10 protein-coding genes, 1 tRNA gene and 1 pseudogene are annotated in these 17,742 nt (G+C 56.1%); 7 read left to right on the top strand and 5 right to left on the bottom strand.

Going from position 1 to position 17,742, the window contains the following annotated elements:
• Positions 1-68: 68 nt before the first annotated feature.
• Genes ABJO75_RS20850 through ABJO75_RS20830 form a run of 5 tightly spaced genes read left to right on the top strand, consistent with a single transcriptional unit; the run spans position 69 to position 9,040 of the window.
• Complete coding sequence (locus ABJO75_RS20850; protein ID WP_348133726.1) at positions 69-3,470, top strand: TM0106 family RecB-like putative nuclease; 3,402 nt, start codon at positions 69-71, stop codon at positions 3,468-3,470.
• 42 nt (positions 3,471-3,512) lie between these two features.
• Entirely contained in the window at positions 3,513-5,906 is a 2,394-nt protein-coding gene (locus ABJO75_RS20845) for a hypothetical protein (protein ID WP_348133724.1), read from the top strand.
• Between the two features lie 3 nt (positions 5,907-5,909).
• Entirely contained in the window at positions 5,910-7,418 is a 1,509-nt protein-coding gene (locus tag ABJO75_RS20840; protein WP_348133721.1) for a hypothetical protein, read from the top strand.
• Positions 7,419-7,468: 50 nt separating this feature from the next.
• Positions 7,469-8,026, top strand: a complete 558-nt coding sequence (locus tag ABJO75_RS20835; RefSeq protein ID WP_348133719.1) for a gamma-glutamylcyclotransferase family protein — start codon at positions 7,469-7,471, stop codon at positions 8,024-8,026.
• A gap of 3 nt (positions 8,027-8,029) precedes the next feature.
• Positions 8,030-9,040, top strand: coding sequence for a DUF429 domain-containing protein (locus ABJO75_RS20830; RefSeq protein ID WP_348133716.1), 1,011 nt, complete (start codon positions 8,030-8,032; stop codon positions 9,038-9,040).
• Positions 9,041-9,070: 30 nt separating this feature from the next.
• Here the strand turns inward: ABJO75_RS20830 and ABJO75_RS20825 are convergent, their stop codons facing one another.
• The 4 genes from ABJO75_RS20825 to ABJO75_RS20810 all read right to left on the bottom strand — a co-directional run bounded on the left by ABJO75_RS20825 (position 9,071) and on the right by ABJO75_RS20810 (position 16,213).
• The gene (locus ABJO75_RS20825) at positions 9,071-12,562 is read right to left on the bottom strand and encodes a phospholipase D family protein (RefSeq protein ID WP_348133713.1); all 3,492 of its coding nucleotides are present in this window, start codon (positions 12,560-12,562) and stop codon (positions 9,071-9,073) included.
• A gap of 320 nt (positions 12,563-12,882) precedes the next feature.
• Positions 12,883-13,782 carry a plasmid partitioning protein RepB C-terminal domain-containing protein gene (locus ABJO75_RS20820; protein ID WP_348133710.1) on the bottom strand — a complete coding sequence of 300 codons (900 nt, stop codon included), beginning with the start codon at positions 13,780-13,782 and terminating at the stop codon, positions 12,883-12,885.
• The gene (locus ABJO75_RS20815) at positions 13,782-14,672 is read right to left on the bottom strand and encodes a plasmid partitioning protein RepB C-terminal domain-containing protein (protein ID WP_348133707.1); all 891 of its coding nucleotides are present in this window, start codon (positions 14,670-14,672) and stop codon (positions 13,782-13,784) included. The genes ABJO75_RS20820 and ABJO75_RS20815 overlap by 1 nt, the downstream gene beginning before the upstream one ends.
• Positions 14,672-16,213 (bottom strand): recombinase family protein, encoded by a 1,542-nt coding sequence (locus ABJO75_RS20810; RefSeq protein ID WP_348133704.1) that lies wholly within the window; start codon positions 16,211-16,213, stop codon positions 14,672-14,674. The genes ABJO75_RS20815 and ABJO75_RS20810 overlap by 1 nt, the downstream gene beginning before the upstream one ends.
• A gap of 124 nt (positions 16,214-16,337) precedes the next feature.
• On the opposite strand from ABJO75_RS20810, the gene ABJO75_RS20805 reads away from it, so the two are divergent.
• Together ABJO75_RS20805 and ABJO75_RS20800 are read left to right on the top strand one after the other, a co-directional pair.
• Entirely contained in the window at positions 16,338-16,724 is a 387-nt protein-coding gene (locus tag ABJO75_RS20805) for an XRE family transcriptional regulator (RefSeq protein WP_348133701.1), read from the top strand.
• A 327-nt stretch (positions 16,725-17,051) separates the two neighbouring features.
• A pseudogene (locus ABJO75_RS20800) lies at positions 17,052-17,442 on the top strand (transposase); the annotation flags it as partial.
• Between the two features lie 197 nt (positions 17,443-17,639).
• Here ABJO75_RS20800 and ABJO75_RS20795 read toward each other — a convergent pair.
• Positions 17,640-17,716, bottom strand: a tRNA-Pro gene (locus ABJO75_RS20795).
• Positions 17,717-17,742: the final 26 nt, after the last annotated feature.

Raw genomic sequence — 17,742 nt, 5'->3', positions numbered from 1 at the left:
CAGAAGAACTCGGCTTTGAGTGACCTAGCGGAAAATCGCTTTTCGGAGCCGCTCTGGGAGGTGCGACCATGAAAAAGCATTTCGATAAGATCGCCCTGAGCGCATCCGACCTCGTCGGCCATTTGAACTGCGCCCATCTGACGGAGCTGGATCTTCAGGTCACCGAAGGGGCACTTGCGAAACCAAAGCACTGGGATCCGCTTCTCGAGGTCTTGCGCGAGCGGGGTGACCAGCATGAAAAGGCGTTCATCGATCACCTTGAGGCTCAGGGCCTGACATCTGTCCGGATCGACGGGGTCGACATCACGCCTGCGGCGGTCTCCGCGACCAGAGCAGCAATGGCGTCCGGTGCCGAGCTCATTGTCCAGGCAGCGTTAGAAGACGGAAGGTGGGTCGGACGGGCCGATATCCTGAGACGCGTTGAAAGCCCGAGTGATCTCGGGCCCTGGTCCTACGAGATCATCGACACGAAGCTTGCACGCGAGACCAAGGCTGGCTCCGTACTCCAGCTCTGCCTCTATGCTGATCTTCTGGAAAAGATGCAGGGCATATACCCTGAATATGTCTACGTCGTCGCACCGTGGTCAGATTATGAGCCGCAGCAATTCCGGTTCGCTGACTACGCTGCCTATTTTCGTAAAGCGAAAGCGGCAGCTGAGGCAGCAACTGCGGGTGAAGTGAAAAGCGCAGTTTATCCGGAGCCGAAAGAGCACTGCGATGTCTGCAGATGGAGCACCCAGTGTGACGCGCGCCGACGTGCGGACGATCATCTTTGCCTTGTGGCCGGGATCAGCAAGAACCAGACGGCTGAGCTTCAGGAAAACGGGATCACGACGGCGGCAGAGCTCGCTGCGATGCCCACGCCGATGCCCTGGAAGCCGAAGAAGGATTCACCGCTCTCCTTTGAAAAAGCCCGAGAGCAGGCACGTATTCAGATGAAATCACGGGAAGCGGGTACCGCGCAGTATGAGCTCTTGCCGATCGTTGACGGCATCGGCCTGTGCTTGCTTCCGGAGCCATCTGAGGGTGATATTTTCTTTGACATCGAAAGCGACGCCTTTGTTGGTGAACACGGTCTTGAGTACCTGTTTGGTTACATCTTCCGCGATGATAACGGTGCCTGGAGCTACACAGCCGACTGGGCGTTTGACCGGGAAGGCGAGAAGGCCATCTTCGAGCGCTTCGTGGACTTCGTGAATGCGCGAAGAGAACAGTATCCGGATCTGCACATCTACCACTACGCACCTTACGAGCCAGGGGCGCTGAAACGGCTCATGGGCCGGTACGCGACCCGCGAAGGTGAGATCGATGACTTCCTGCGCAGCAATCTCTTAGTCGATCTCTACAGCGTCGTACGCAACGGCCTGCGCGCCGGCGTCGAAAGCTATTCGATCAAGAAGTTGGAGCCGATCTACGACTTTGAGCGGGACACCAGTCTGCCAGATGCCAATGTCGCGCTTGCACGTCTGCAAGCTGGACTCGAACTGGGCGATATCGATGCTATCGACGATGAGGTGCGCGCAACCGTACAGTCCTACAATTACGAGGATTGCACCTCGACCATTGCCCTCCGCGACTGGCTTGAAGATCGCCGCCAGGATCTTGTGGATGCCGGCACCGATGTTCTGCGCCCCTTGCCCTCCGAGCAGGAGCCAAGCGAGGCGCTGACAGAACGTCAAGAAGCGGTGCAGGCTCTGATCGAGAGACTTACCGCCAATGTGCCCGCGGATATCGAAGAGCGGAGCACCGAACAGCACGCCCGCTGGATCCTCGCGAATATTCTCGACTGGCATCGTCGAGAGGACAAGGCAGCCTGGTGGGAATACTTCCGCCTCTCTGCGCTCACCCCCGAGGAGCTCGTCGACGAGCGCGCCGCGTTGTCGCAGCTAGTGTTTGTTGGAGACGTGTCGCCACCGGGCGCTCGGACGCCTGTGCACCGCTATGCGTTCCCGCAGCAGGACACGGATCTTCGTGGCGACGAAGCGTTGCGAATGAACGGCGGTGACAGAATCGGCAGCGTTATCGCGGTTTCTGCTGACGACCGGACAGTCGACATCAAGAAGATGGGAAAGATGGCTGACATCCATCCTGAGGGCGTCTTCGCGCATCAGATGTTCAATACGAAAGAACAAGCAGGCAGTTTGATGCGGCTCGGGGAGTATGTCGCTGATCATGGCATCGAAGGAGATGGGCCATATCAGAGCGCCCGGGCGCTCTTGCTGCGCCTCAAGCCGGAGTTTGGCGATGGACCGATCCAGCAGCCTGACGAAACGACCCTGGAGGCTGCGCTTCGTGTCGCTCGCGAGCTTGGTGAAGGCGTCTTCCCGATCCAGGGGCCTCCGGGAACGGGAAAGTCCTACACGGGCGCCCGAATGGTCTGCCAACTCGTCAAGCGTGGAAAGAAGGTTGGGATCACGGCAAACAGTCATAAGGTGATCCGCAACCTGATCGACAAGGTCATTGAAGCCGCCCCTGAGATGAAGGTCGATCTCTGCTGCGTTCAGAAACCGAAGTCCGGCGAGATGGAGCCTGATCAGGATCGGTTGAAGTTCGTGTCCGACAACGCCGGGGTTTATGCCGCGCTGGGCTCAGGGTCGGCGCAGGTTGCAGGTGCGACGCACTTCCATTGGTCACGCTCTGACGCACATGAAGTGCTCGATGTGCTCGTGATTGACGAAGCCGCGCAGATGTCTCTGGCCAATGTCCTGGCAGTTGCTCAGAGCGCGAAGGCCCTGATCTTGCTTGGAGACCCGCAACAGCTGGACCAGCCCATGCAGGGCACGCATCCGGACGGCACAGGCGTATCCGCGCTCGAGCATGTTCTTAGCGGCGCACATACGATTGCCGAAGACGAGGGCCTTTTCCTGGAGGAAACCTGGCGCCTGCATCCCGATATCTGCCGGTTCAATTCTGAGCTCTTCTATGACGACAAGCTGCATTCAGTAGAGGGATGTGAGCTGCAGGAAACCCGTGGTGCCGGGCACCTGACCGGAACAGGTCTTCGGTACTTACCGGTCGAGCATACGGGCAATCAAAGCTCTTCGATTGAGGAGGCCGATGCAGTTGCCAGTCTTGTTGGAGATGTCTTGTCCGGTCAGCCGACATGGATTGATCGGGTGGGTCAGGAGAAGCCTCTCACGCTCGAGGACATCCTGATCATCGCGCCCTACAACGCGCAGGTCTTTGAGATTCAGCAGCGGTTGCCGCGTTCCCGCGTAGGGACCGTCGACAAGTTCCAAGGCCAGGAGGCACCCATAGCGATCTACTCGATGGCGACTTCGAGCCATACGGACGCACCGCGAGGCATGGAGTTCCTGTACAGTGCAAACCGGTTCAACGTCGCGATCTCTCGCGCGAAGTGTGTTGCGGTCTTAGTCGCGTCGCCAAGGGTCTTCGAGGCGGAATGTCGGACGCCGCGGCAGATGCAGTTGGCGAATGCGTTCTGCAGATATATTGAAATGGTTATTTAGGAACAGCCTTGCGTAAACTAGGCAATTCAAAGTGGCGACTCGATGAGTGACATTAGGCCGATTGATATCCTCGCCGCGCGACCATGGGATAAGGCGATATTTACAACATATGCGCTGAGCCTTTCCTTTTTTGAAGCAGTTGCCTTGGATGCGCTCGTAAGGGGCGGCGCAAAATCTGCGACGATTTTGGCAGACACCGATGGATTGCGCTCTGCTTTGAGTGAGCAAGGCGCTCAACGTGTGGGTCGCGATTATGAGGTTGAACCTGTGAGTGTGAGCGGTGGTGTTTTCCATTCGAAGCTTAGCCTGCTCCTCGATCCAGAGGATGGCCATATGCTCGTTGGGTCCGGGAATCTCACATTTGGCGGTTGGGGACTGAATTTGGAATGCATTGAACACCTGCATCCCTCGTTCGCTGGCAATGCCTTCCGAGATGCGGCGCAGTTCTTTGCCGGCATGGCCGATAGTAATCGGCTACACCATCATGCCGCGGAGCTATGCGGGGAAACCTCAGAGCGCCTGATGCGCCTCGGAAGTGAGAGCAGTGATTCAGAAAGCATTCGCCTTTTTAACAACCTAGACAGGCCGATTGTAGAACAGGTCTCACAGGTTATTGCAGATTTGGGAGGAGCAAGGCGTTTGGTTTCTGTATCACCATTTTATGACAATAATGGTGATGCAATTGGTTCGCTATGCGATGCACTCTCACTAGACCATGCCTTCATACATGCGCATCACTTCGGAGGAACCGTCGAAGGAAAAATTGGCACCAACTGGCCAAAATCTGATCGTGTCGAAATAAAACCCGTCTCAGTTCACATCTTTGATCATGAAAAGTCGCCGCGTCGGCTTCATGCAAAGATCTATGAGATAGTCTGCGAGCGCGGGCGCGTCATTCTGAGCGGCAGTCCCAACATGACTACAGCGGCCTTAGGATCGACGCGGAATGTGGAAACCTGCGTTGTGAGGATTCAACGTGATGCGTTTTTAGCTTGGAATTTTGCCTCCAGCGACCCGCTGACAAGCGCACAGCTGACAGATGAATCGGAAGAAGAGACGCAATATCCCGAGGATATTCTTCGAGCAGTTCTTGATGGAGACACTATCTCAGGCAGTTTGATTGGTTCGAGATTATGCGGAGATGTCACCTTCTCCATCCACGGTCTTGGCGGTGCGGATCTAGGCGGAGAGACAACTGTTGACGTGGACGGTCGCTTCGCCTTTGCGGCACCAGACCTTGAACTGCGGGCATGGACGGGCGGGCGCTTGGTCCTGAGCATCAAAGGGCCGGACGATAGAATGGCCAGAGGATTCATATCACTCGCGGCCTTCTCAGAGTTGACTAAAAGGGCCGGAACCAACGCCGCGCGATTTATGGCTATACTTTCAGGTACGGAAACACCCGAAGACGTTTCTGCTATCATGTCCTGGTTTTATGAAGATCCACGGCGCTTGGTTGGCTCGATCGTGCAATCCAGCGCAGTAAATGGCGCCTCTGACAAACACTCCGAAGATGAACAGTGGATTGCTGTTAGTCAGCTTGGCAGAGCAAGCAGCCCGCTGGCCGGCAAAATCGATTCTGAAAAACGAGTAGGAGCGGCATGGGAAAGATTCTTGAGTGCCCTTTTTTCCTCCATGCGAAAGCGCCGAGGCTCTTTTCCCGAGGCCAAGGGAGAAGGGTCAGGGGATGATGATGACCTCCCTTCACCGTCCGATGCTGCACAGCGAAAAAAGAAATTCGAAAAGGAAAAGAAGCGGACTCTAAAGAACTTTGAAAAGCTCTTTGATCGCTTAACCAAAAATAGTAGTAGCAGCTATTTCGCTTTTACTGCACTCAATCTTGCAAACTACATTTGTGACCGATTGGCACCCGATTACCCTTTAGCCAAGATATGGCTGAGGCAGGCGATGGTGTCGTGTCTCAGGCATGGGGTATCCGAAGCGGAAAGAGAGTTGGTCGCTTGCGCAGTGTTTCTTTTTCACGCATGCGAAGGCCGTGATGACGCGCCCAAGAATGCCCGCCGTAGTTTACTAAAGATCGGCTTCAACTTCGATGCTGGCCCCCCAAACTTAGATGAGTTGGGAGGATTTTTGGACATCCTTGGAAGCCGAATAAACACTAAAGATTTTTTTCTGAAAATTGCTTTAACGCGAACATTTCAAGAGCAGGTTCACTCATACCTAGAGCTGTTGGAGCATGGGCGAGCTACCGGAGAATTTGCCGACCTGCGAGCTCTGGAGGAATGGTCAGTTCTTGAGAGCGCGCTCGCGAATTCTGGCCAGCGGCAGAAATTGTTGCTCATCCCAAAACCCCAAAGTAGCTGCCCCAAATGTCACATTGCCTTACCAAAGGCTGAGTACGGCAATCTGCTATCAAAATCCGTTTGTACGGCAAGGAACTGTTGCCGTCGCGTTATCGTATCTAGAAGGCTTTGAGACGTGGCCAAACAGGACCTAAATGAGTTGGTGAGAAAGTCTGCTTTGGCGGATGGTCCCAGTTTTTGCCCTTCGGTGAATGTGCGCCTCGGCGGTGTCGATCCACTTGGGATGAGGCAGATCAATTTTGATTTGATGGATCGCGTCATGCCAAATCTCAATAATGTTGCGCGCCACATTAGACCTCTTGTCGTTATTGCGTGGGCTTGGCGCCGAGCACGTCAGGTCGCTGAAAAGAGTGGTCAAGCTAGTGTCGACGTAAACTCGCTAGAAGATTTCGTTGATCGGATTGATGTGCTCTATGTTTGGTCGCAGTTTTTAGTTGCCAGCAACGTCGATTTACCTGGTCGTCAAGTTCTTCAGCCATTGTTTGAAGTGGACCGCTATGAGTTCGGTGGGGGTGAATGGGCGAAGCGGCGTGAGGCGCGGCGTGACTCAACCGCGCTAAGTGCCGCTCTGAACTATGGCCCCTTGGCGAAATCAATGGAATGGATACTTCCACATGAGGACCAGCCGGGAGTGTTTGTAGCTAACCCGGATTTCGAGAACGCCCTCGATGATTTCCAGGCGCAGTTCACACAATACTTGGAACTCCCGGTCTTCTCGAGATTTGGACCCGTAGAGATATCGAGAGAGGCGGTGCAAGAACTTGGAGTGGCCTGGGCTCTTGGAAATTTGACCGACAGCGAGCGCAAGGCTGCAAAAAGGGCTATGAAGGGCGAGCCAGCACCAACGGCTCGCAAGCGTGGCATAGAACTTATGGAGGCCGCTTGCGCCTTCGGCAAGACCTCGGAATCGCGGAGCATTAGAAAGCTAATGGCAGGTTGTATGCCGAAGTTTCAGCAGGAGGGCAGCCTGGGCCTGACACAAGAAGCTTGGCGCAATGTGCAGGTTCGACAGGCATTTCGTCTCGCAATGGAAGCTCTGTTTTACTGGGTTGTACGGAAATTGGACGGTCAAACACAGCCTGTGGACAGGATCGTCTCGAGTTTCATTTCGGAGCTGCCAGATGATATTTCTGGCTTGAGGGCGGAAGAGTGGCTCAGAGCGTCTTTTGAAGCAAAAATGTGCCCGGTTGACATAGTTGATGAAATAAGGGGCGCGTTGGAGGGTGGTGAACTAAATACATTGCCTTCTATGCTGGTCTCGGCGCTCTCGTATTGTCTTCTGAAGAGTCCCAATGAAGCAGATGAAACGCAGAGACCTGAGCGCTTGCCGCTATGGAGAGCCCAAGCGGAGTATATTCAGCACAAGGACGATAAAGCACGAGATTTCTTAAGATATATTCTTGAGGTTTGGATGCTCGGACAGCACACATTCTGGGCGATCGGGCGTGGGCTGACCGATGCTCGCTCTAGAGGAAAGCTAATACTGCGTCTTAAGATCGTAATTGAAGAAGAAGGTTGGGCATTGGTGCCTGGTGCTTCGTCTCTTGCTCCACCAAATCCGACTCCAGATCGTTTGGATTCCGCCTTGTCCTTTGCGGTGGAGTACGGATTGGAGGAACAGTAATTGCTGAAGGTGAAAACGTTGGTTGGAGTTCTCGGGACGGGAGAGCAAAGATGAGCTTTGCATACTTCGCATACGGATCGAACATGCTGCCGGCGCGTCTGCAAGCCCGATGCAGCACGGCCCGTGTGATCGGAACGGCGCATGCTTACAGCTTCGGATTAGAATTCAGCAAACCGAGCAAGGACGGCTCCGGCAAGGCGACGCTGATTAAGTCTGAACTTCAAGAGGTTGTCACCCCGGGCGTGCTCTTCGAGATAGAACGGTCAGAATTGCGCAACCTCGATCGCGCCGAAGGCGCCGGCTACGGCTACGATCGTGATGATAGTTTCCGTGTGGCCTGCGCTTCAACCGGAGCAACGGTGAACGCAAAAACCTATCTTGCAAGCACCACCAAACCTGAACTTAAGCCGTTCGATTGGTATCTAGCTCTGGTGCTAGCTGGCAGCCATCATCACGCCTTGCAGGAAGATCACATTAGGCGCCTGCGGGCGATCAACCATATCGTTGACAGCGATCACGGACGCAAAGTTCGCATCGAGGCTCTCCAGGCGCTTTTGCAGCACGGATATGATGATCACCACTCCTTGCTGCAGGAACCGAGAGTGTAAGCCATGAAGGTCATCGGCATCGATTTTACGAGCAGTCCGTCGCGCCGCAAACCGATTACGGCACTGAGCTGCAGCCTAGAAGGAGACACTTTGACGGCAGGCGATCTTGAGAGCTGGCCGGATTTCAAAGGTTTTGAAGAGATGCTAGCCTCACCCGGTCCATGGATTGCGGGCATCAACTTCCCATTCGGGCAGGCGCGCCGCTTCATTAACACTATCGGTTGGCCGAAGAACTGGGCCGAATACGTTGGGCACGCGCAGAGTCTTACCCGCGATGGCTTCCGCAAAGCGCTCGACGAATATCGTGCTGCACGTCCTGACGGCGACAAGGAACATCGTCGCGCAACCGATAGTGCCGCTGGATCGATTAGTCCGCAAAAGCTCTTTGGTGTACCGGTGGGACTGATGTTCTTCGAGGGAGCTCCGCGCCTTTTGCGATCCGGAGTAACAATTCCGTATTTACTTAACGGCGCTCAAGATCGGATTGCCGTCGAAGCATATCCCGGTGTTATTGCCCGAAGGTTGATTGGCCGGCGCAGTTACAAGAACGACACCAAGAGCAAGCAGACCATCGATCAATTCCGTGCCCGCCAAGAGCTTTTCCAAAAGCTGGTGTCGGGAGGTCAGGAGCTATACGGCCTGACGATTAAAGCCGATCCATCCCTGTGCGACGATCCAGGGGCTGACACACTCGACGCCCTGCTTTGCGCTGTACAGGCTGCGTGGGCTTGGAGCCAGCACAACAATGGATATGGCGTCCCTGAAGACCCCGACGAGTTGGAGGGGTGGATCGCCGATCCCCTGGTGTCTGGTCGAACGCTCGGGTCAGAGCTCAAAGAAGCACAGGATGGCGATGTCGTCGTGGTAAATCTTAAGATAAGTCGAAGTACCTACGAAGCCGCACGCACCATCGCGGGAAGCTCGAATACCAAGTCTCCAGGCGAAGTCCGAGACGCCATGACGGCGGAGGACTATCTCATTCAGTTTCTCGATACCAATCTCGGTGACCAGTAGCGACACAATGACCGTCTCAGTAAGACACGGCTAAGTACGCTTAGCTGTCTGAAATATCACGGCGATCCGATCCAAGATCTGTGTATTTGCATTGCGCGAAGCTTGCTCCGCCGCGCCGACCAACTCTTCCATTCGCGCGCGCACCTCTGAGAGCGTCTTCGACGGTTGCTGCTCAAAAAAGCCGAAAATCGCATCGATCCCCAGATAATCTGGAATCTCTCTTTCCTTTTCGCTGCGTTGGCTGACGTCTTTCTTGGCCTCAATCCAATAGGGGTCGAGTTCTTGGGCCCAAGCCTCCGCTAGCTTTTCTAAGGATGGGAGCGTCAAATGACCGAACCGGTTGTATCCTTGGTTCTTCGAGGGTCCAGACGCCAGAAATCTATCCAAAGACTCCAAGAGTGAAACCGTTCTCTCGGGACGAATATCCCAGTGAGCCAGACCTTCCAAAGTCGGCTGGAGGCCCTCGATCACATAGCTCAACTCTGTTTCTGTCGGCCGGTCCCGGTGTTTCCCGGATTTGACGGTCTCGCCGAAAGACTCGCGCAGCAGTCTTGTCACTTCTGGCTGATCTCGGATGATTTCCTGACGATCGCCGGTCTCGCGGACGGCCAATAGTCGGGGTGGCAAATAGGACGCCTCGACCAGCGAAGGCGCGCGCGCACCAAGGGCAATGATCGTCATCGGTGTCTTGCCGGCGAGAAGACAAAGCTCAGCGCCCCAAAGACTTTGAGGTTTGATGCGCTCCATGGATTTGAGGAGATCGTTTGGCAGCTTGCGCCGCATGTCTTCAACCAGATCGTAGAGGTTGTTCCGGCGAAGTGGCCGCAGCTTCTTGTGCTGCTCCAGGATCAGGTCTGTCAGGTCGCCAGCAGAGAATTCGAGGTATTCGTCCGCGAGATCTGAAGCACCGACCCCCGAAAGCAGAGCGATCGACTCGATGCGATCACGGCCTTTCTTGTCGGACGACAGGACAAGCCCGGGAAGATCGAAGGTGGTGTAGGTGATCTTGGAGTGCGGGCTATCAATCCGGTCGATCCGCCCCAGGCCTTGAAGCATGCTCTTTATGTCCGAGGTCACGCCGACGATACCGAGGGCGCGTGCGCGCTGAAGGTTGATGCCTTCTGCCATTTGAAAGGTCATGAACATGGCTCGGCGTTTGTCATCGGACGCCTTCTTGCCATCGAGAGCAAGGTATTCTTGGGCTTCTGCACCATTTCGGGCAACGGTAATGCCGGTACCAGGACCCAATTTGTGATTGGCAGCCACGAGGATCACGTCGGGTTTTGGGCCCTTACGGGAGGAGAGGAGGCGCGCGTAGACCTCCAGAACTCCAATCCGCTCAGAAAGGAAGATCACCTGGCGATGCTCATTGAGCATCTCAGCCATATGTTCGGCGCGCTGCTCATCGATCGGATTAAGTTCAGGGCTCTGCAGCAGTTCTCCGATGCGATCACAAATCGGCGTCGTCGTCCTTTTGTCGAGAGGGAGTTCGCCGCTCTTCGGTGTCGTAGTGATCGTTGCGGTTTTCCCGCCGCGGCTTTCACGTTCTGAGCGCCTAAGGCTCTCGCCAATCGACGTACGGCCGCGGGCATCTGCATCCGCGGCCCGCCTACGTTCCCAATCTTCCCGTGCGAAGGTGATCGACGATCTCAAGATCGCCAGAAAATTCCGAATGTGGATCCGCGCCTTGTCATGAAAGCGGACTTCCGTGTGGCCCGCCCGTTTTGGGTCGGCAGATACAAGAGTTGTGCCCGTGGAGATGCTTTCAGCCAGTTTTCTGATTTCGTCCAGGATGGCCGACTGCTTGGGCGTGAGCTCGGCGTCGATCCGGATGCTTTCGATCGCTGGGTACGCATAAATACCTGGTCCGCGTTTCTTAGATTCTCCGACGCAGTGGCGCTGACGCCGAACGACATAGGGTGCCAGAGCATCCGCCATGTCGGCTTGGATTTCGCGCGGATCGAGCCGCTTGATCGCAAGTCGTTCTTCGGCTTCTTCGATTGGTTGGGCGAGGTCTGCTTCGGACAGGAACATGTCTTCCATGCCAGACCGCTGACGATCCTCGAAGTTCTGCCTAAGTGCGCGGAGTGCGTTCAACTCTAGTGCTCTCTCGCGTCCCCGCTTGAGGTTGTCATTGATCCTGGCGGTGATTTCCGGGGGCACATAAATCGACGCACGTCGTTCATGGAAGGCGAGCAATCCGTCCAAGCCCTGGTTTCCCATCAAGGTTGCCGACAGACACGACGTCCAAATCGCAGGGCTTTGTTCAAAGACCAGAGAACGTCTCGACGGGGCGAGATAGCGGGAGTTTAATCGATGGCTTTCGTCTACGATCATAGACGCTGATGACCGGGCGCCTCGATTGATCTCAGCCAGCTCTTCGGCCTGATCGCCCTTCTTTTGGGATAATTGGCTATGCTTAATGAGATCGAGATTGGGAGGCTTGATCTTGGTCCAATTGCTGAGAACGCTTGCCGGAATGATGCCGAGCGCACCATTGCGCGTTTGGTCAGGACGTTCATTTCCATGTCTAAGAACGACGCTCGAGTGCATCGTCGGCAAGACAGTCGCCAAGTGCTTGCCGATGTCCGTCTTGCCTGCACCTGTCGGTGCTTCGACAAATGCAAACCCGTGTTCGTAGGCAGTCCCTGCGGCCTCGTAGACGAGATCTTTCTGGAATAGCAGCGGCGGTCGCCCAGCGGCGCCGTCACCGCCGACACGCCAGGGCGAAAAGGATGTCATTTCGTGAACCGTTCGGGCGAGGGCTTCTTCGGCGCTTACGGGCCTCAGAAGTGCGCGCAGGATCTCAAGAGCCTGTTCGGTCCAGTCGGTACCAAGGGTCCAGAAGTCTTCAGCGGCCTGTCGTCGCGTTGCGGCAAGGTCAGGAAACGCTTGAAGTTCGTCGACGTACTCAAGATTGCGTCTAAGGCCGCCGACCGAGAAGTTGGCGCTGCCTGCGAGCGCGCCCGCGTCACTGATGAAGAGCTTCGCGTGAAGCATCGCGTGGGTGCGACCGAACCGCTCCCGGGCCAAATCAGAATCGAAGATGCGGAGCGAGATAGCTCCCGATGCGATCGCATCGTAGGCGAGGACAGCCCTTAGATCGTCGAGTGAGTGTAGCGAAAGCCCACGTGTTTCGAGGTAATAGTCACGGGCCTCTTCCGACAGCTCACGCCCACCACCGTCCATGCGGTTTTGATTGTCAGTATTCGTCCCAAATATGATCCGGATCGTTCCAGGGGGCTCGGATGCAATGCTTGGCCGAACGCGAAGTATGATCGACATCGCGGACAGGAAGTCCTGGTATCCGGTCACTACGAGAGCGCCTGATCCATTTAGAGTGCGCTCAACGAGCTTTTGGACGGATTGCTCTCCGTTTGTCGCCCACACCAATTCATGCTCGGTGACGCTTTCGGACGCGAGTGTGGCCTCAATACCGGTGCCCACGGCCTCTTGCTCGCGCTCCTTGGAACCACGAAACAAAAATCTTGATAAAAAACTGTCTGCTCGCTCGCGCGCCATTCCGGTCACCTCCAGAGCAGTCTAACGCATCAAATGATTCCTCCAACCCATTGAATTCGGAACAATTCGTATAAGGCTGCTAGGATTGATGAGCCGAAGCAGTCTGCCGCCAGGTCAGTTGCTTCGGCTCCAATGCGAGATAATTCTCGCAAGTCCGGCCGAGTGAATAATCTCGGCTTGGTGGGCCCCGCGCGGGTTCGCCGCCATCCCCACCGCCGCACTCGATCCGCCCCACCGTGCGGCGTCTCCTGCGGTCCCCGCGCTTCTATGGGTCCGGGTCCCCAGATGCAGCTCGGCCGAAATTGACCAAACTGCTTGGATCAGGAGGCCAGGGCCTCCGTCTCCGTGATCTTTTCGAACTCAGGCAGAAACTCGGGATGATACATCTCGAGATACCGTGTGACGCGTGCATTGGTGATGAGCTTGGAGACATAGCCACGCGCGAGAACCAGATCGAGGTGATCACTACCGTATGTGTCCTCGACCAGGCGCAACTCTCGCTCCAAGTTTGCGGACTCGCGCTCCATCAGCTCGAGTTGCTGCCGGGAGATCCCTTTCACAGCTTTAGGCTTCTCCGGATCTTTCAGCTGGCTGGCCGGCGTCGCAGCCAAAAGCGAGCGGGCGTAATTGACGGTGTATTTGTTCATCGTCACCATCAGTTCCGCAGCCTCGATCTGACGCATCGGCTTCATCTTCTTGAGGATCTGGAACCCGGTCAGCGCGACCTGCTTGTCCTTGAGAAGCTCAGCTGCCTCTGGGCAGATGCCATCTAGCAAGCGCTTTTTGTCCTGCAAAGATTTGACGTTCACATTGAGCGCCCGGGCCAGCCGTTCTTCGGGAACGCCGCGTTCGAGCGCCTTCAGGATCATCTTGTGTTCCTGAATGGTCGCGAGACGGCTGATGCGCTTGTTGTAGGTGAAGGCCTCGTCGTCCGTCGAAACCTGACACGGCGCATCCTGTTCGCCGAGGTCGCTCAGGATCGCAAGGCGCACGTGACCATTGAGCAGCATATATTTTTCGGGATCGGATTGGTCGCGGACCACGACGAGGGGTTCGACCAGCCCGACTTCTTTGATGGAAGCAACGACCTGGCGGAATTTCACCGTATCCTTGGTTTCTTTGCGAACGGCGTAGAGCGGGCAGATCTGCTCCAGTGGCAGTTGAATGAGGTCTTTTTCAAACGCCATGCTGATCGATTTGGTGCGTCCGGATCTCGCCATCAGAGGTCTCCCGTTCGAGCGGCCAGGCGGTCAGAGAGGTTCTTTGGGATCGTCGCCAACCCTTCGGCCCTGAGAAGCGTGACGAAGTTTTCGTCATTCAGCAGTTTGCGCAGGGCTTCCGTGATGAACATCAGCTCGTTACGGGTCGCGGTCGCCTTACGCAGAAGGACTTGTTTCTTTTCGACGTCGTTCTGATAGGTCCGGATCAGGCCTTCGACGGACAGCGAGCGCCTTTTCTTTCGGTCTGCACTCGGTTGTCCTTTTCCGTACTGCTGACGTGCTTCGACCAGGCGTTTCGCGGCCATCAGTCGACCTCCGCGCAGCTGGTTGTTCTCATAGGCCTCGCGGAGAACGTCCTGCACGTCCGAGTCTTTTGCTTCCGCGATATCGACGGCGACACTGACAGGAAGCTTTCCGCTTTCAACAGCTCTGAGCAATCTATGCTCGCGGCTCTCAAGGAGCCGAAGAACGCCGCGGACATATTTGAGGGACAGATGCGTCTTCCGCGCGATCTCCGGGCCAGAATAGCCGCGCTCCTTCAAGCCTTTGATATCGCGCAGAAGATCAAGGGCGCGATGTTGACGACGCGCCAGGTTCTCCACTAGACTCATCACGAGGCAATCTTCGCTGCTGGCATTGATCACGATCGCAGGGATCTCTGTTTGTCCGAGTTCCTGAAAAGCCACAAGGCGCCCCTGGCCACAGACCAAATCGTATCGCAAGCCATCCTCGCTGTGGCGGGCTGCTACGGTGATCGGCCGTTTCAGTCCGAGCTCGGCGATGTTGTCGACGATCTCCCTAAATGCTTTCCGATTGCGAACCCGCGGGTTCACCACGGTGATGCGATCCATTGGGATCAATTCGGCGGTCTGGGGGTGCGGATCTGGCATCAGGCCACCTCCGGTACTGGGACGTGGACCGCCATGTCGAACAAGGGGGCCAGCTTCTCGAAGCGATAGGCATCGAGAGACAAGCCGTTGTGCTCGGCTAGCCGGATGCGGGGAAGAGTCATATCGAGGCTGGGGAGCAGGTAGTAGTCGAGCGGCCGTTGGTTTGGCCGATCCATGCGGACAGCGATTGTGATGTCGGGTTTGAGGCTCATGTCGAAGCGGATGTTCCAACGCAGAGACCCCGCATTGGTTTCGCTGCATCGGACGATGACGAGGGACGCAGTGAATTCACCATTGATGGTGAGCAGGTCTGTTCGGGGATGTCGTTCGACGCTGCCGCCCGAGGCTTCGAGGCCGGCAATCGTCTCGGCGACAATGTCCGGATGCAACTCGCGCAAGCGTCGATTGATCTCGATGTATCTGTAGTCTCGATCAGGCTTGAAACCGACCAGCCGGTAGGCGCGCAGCAGGCTGCCAAACCGTGATCGGTACGCGCTGCTCGATGGCAGCGCTTCCGCTTCATCGATAACGAGGCCGGACAGGAAGCCCTGAGCCTCGTAAACCTCTTTCAAACCTTCGAGCATTTCGTCTTCGGTGAGCTTGCTTGATCGCGCGCTGATGATGGCGTTGGCGGCTGCAAACAGATCTGGATCGACGATCCCCTCGAAAGCACCCTCGGCGCGAACCCATATGTCGGGATCGTTTTGCACACGCCGCTTCTTCAGTTTGAAGGAGCTGCGGTTCCAGACGTTGTTGCCGATGTATTTCTCGTTGATCAGGATTTGGTGGACGGTCCCGCGCGTCCAGGCGCGACCGAGATCCGTCAGGATGCCACGGGCATTCAGAACCTCGGCAATCTCGGTCTCGAACTTTCGATCGTCGACGAAGCGGTGAAATATCTCCTGAACAACGGCGATTTCCTCGGCTGGCCCCGGGACCAGGGTGACACGATCCGTCTGAATGCTCTTGTGCTCACCGCGCTCCAGGATTCCTTTTGTGATACCTTGTTCGTCGATCAGCATGCGCCGCAAACCGAAGCCGGGCGGACCGCCTTGGCGATAGCCGAGCTCGATCAGGCGGCATTGGCCTGTAAAAACCTTCTGCGAGAGCTCTCGGCTGTACTCTCCGGCCATGGCGCGCTTGACGCCTTTGACGATCGTCGAGACGGGGCTGCCATCGTTTTCGAATTGCTCGGCGCAATAGATGACGGAGATGCCAGCGCGTTTGCAGATGTATTCGTAATAAGCGCTTTCGTCCGCATCCTGAAACCGGCCCCAGCGGCTGATGTCGTAAACGAGCACCACTTCGAAATCCGCGCGACCGGACTGAATGTCATCAATCAGTTGCTTCAGGCCATCGCGCCCTTGGATGCGTAGCCCGCTTTTTCCTGCATCCGAATACGTGTGAACAATTTCTATGCCGCGCTGCTCTGCATAGCGCGCCATGGCGTCAGACTGGTTTTCTGTAGAATAGCGCTGATGCTCGGTCGACATACGGACGTATTGAGCGGCGCGCCGAGGCTGCGCTCCCTTTGGCGTCATCGCGCCTCCGTCATGTCCGTCCTTCCAACTCAAGTGCTGAGCCTTTCATTCTCATCAATCGCCAAGTCGCTGGGAATGCATGTGATTCCATGGAGCCGAAGCATAGACGCGGAGGTTCGGAAAAATGTTTCCTAAGATGGGCAAGACTTTTCCAGATGACGACGAAGCGAAGGTCGATCGACTAAAATATCAAATGGCCATTGCGGCTGCGCTGAAGCGGGAGCTCGGTGGTTCTCACCGGGCGATCAAGATTGTGATGCGTTGGACGGGTGTCTCGGAGCGAACGGCGAAGAACTGGCTCGCGGGCGCCCATGGCCCGGCTGGTGAGCACCTGGTCGAGCTCATGCGGAATTCGAACGAGGTGTCGTTCGCTGTGCTTTCGTTGGCCGGGCGGAGCGAGTTGAAGGTAGGGGCGGGACTTCACGAAACTCGCGAGACCCTTCTTCAGTTGCTCGATGTTTTGGACGGCCTTCTCGGAACTTCCGGGGCAGGGGCTGGTGAAAACGAGTAGGCGGCGTTTCGCGCCAGGTGCGGGGCACTCCTGAGTAGAGCGACCTTCAGTTCGAAGTCGTTTCGCTCGATCAAAACCGAGAAAATTCAGAAAGTTAGGAAATCGCCCGGAGTTCGCCGGGTGCTCTCGCGTGCCGCCACTTTAGTAGAGACTGGTTCGCATTGGTCTCCCAGCACCGCCACTTTCCCCTGAGAAACCGTTCTACCGTCTTGAGCCTCCCCCTTTGAAGCGGCCCGCCCCTATAGTTAGGAAAGCGAAGGAGCTGATATGGCCATTAAGAGACCCAAGCCCGAAGAGATTGCCGTGGAGCTGCGGCAGGTTTAAGTTCTGATGGGGCAAGGCGTGACCCCGACTAATGCGATCAGACAGATCGGTGTGACTGAACAAACCTATTACCGCTGGAAGATCGAAGCATCGGAGCGCCATTGGTTCAAGCGCGATGCTGAGGGTGCGGCGGAATGGGCGCAGAACAGCTCAAAAAACTGAAGCGGCTTCAGAAAGAGAACGAACGCCTTCGCCGAGCCGTATCGGATCTGACGCTGGATAAGCTAATCCTTTCGGAAGCCGCACGGGGAAACTTCCGAGCCCCTCACGACGACGTGCATGCATCAACTTGGTGCGCAGGCGGATGAAGGCTTCTGAGCGTCGCGTTTGCCGTGTCCTGGGCCAGCACCGATCTACACAACGGCGATTGCCACAGGGGTATGCCGACGAGGAGCGCCTGAACGGGTGGAACGAAGCGATCACCGAGGTGGTCGTTTGTCGGTCGAAATTGCTAATTTAGCTGTATCAGGAATGGTGTTCAGGCGATGCTCGAAGGAAAAACAACACCCTAGTTGCGACACAAAACTGTGAGGCATCACAGTTTCGCTCATTTACGAGCAAAGCCAAATACCTCTATGTTTTTGATCTAATTGGTCGGAGTGGCGAGATTCGAACTCACGACCCCTGCCTCCCGAAGACAGTGCTCTACCAGGCTGAGCTACACTCCGACCGTGGGGAGCGATTACAGATATGG

The organism is Sedimentitalea sp. (genome assembly GCF_039973035.1).
Lineage (GTDB): Bacteria > Pseudomonadota > Alphaproteobacteria > Rhodobacterales > Rhodobacteraceae > Sedimentitalea.
Note: the sequence above shows the minus strand (reverse complement) of the source record. Positions and strands in the feature narration are given on the sequence as shown.

Coding starts and splice junctions, on each gene's coding strand:
- ABJO75_RS20845 (WP_348133724.1), top strand. CDS start 3,513: ATGAGTGACATTAGGCCGATTGATATCCTCGCCGCGCGACCATGGGAT.
- ABJO75_RS20830 (WP_348133716.1), top strand. CDS start 8,030: ATGAAGGTCATCGGCATCGATTTTACGAGCAGTCCGTCGCGCCGCAAA.
- ABJO75_RS20815 (WP_348133707.1), bottom strand. CDS start 14,672: ATGCCAGATCCGCACCCCCAGACCGCCGAATTGATCCCAATGGATCGC.
- ABJO75_RS20805 (WP_348133701.1), top strand. CDS start 16,338: ATGTTTCCTAAGATGGGCAAGACTTTTCCAGATGACGACGAAGCGAAG.
- ABJO75_RS20825 (WP_348133713.1), bottom strand. CDS start 12,562: ATGGCGCGCGAGCGAGCAGACAGTTTTTTATCAAGATTTTTGTTTCGT.
- ABJO75_RS20820 (WP_348133710.1), bottom strand. CDS start 13,782: ATGGCGAGATCCGGACGCACCAAATCGATCAGCATGGCGTTTGAAAAA.
- ABJO75_RS20850 (WP_348133726.1), top strand. CDS start 69: ATGAAAAAGCATTTCGATAAGATCGCCCTGAGCGCATCCGACCTCGTC.
- ABJO75_RS20835 (WP_348133719.1), top strand. CDS start 7,469: ATGAGCTTTGCATACTTCGCATACGGATCGAACATGCTGCCGGCGCGT.
- ABJO75_RS20810 (WP_348133704.1), bottom strand. CDS start 16,213: ATGACGCCAAAGGGAGCGCAGCCTCGGCGCGCCGCTCAATACGTCCGT.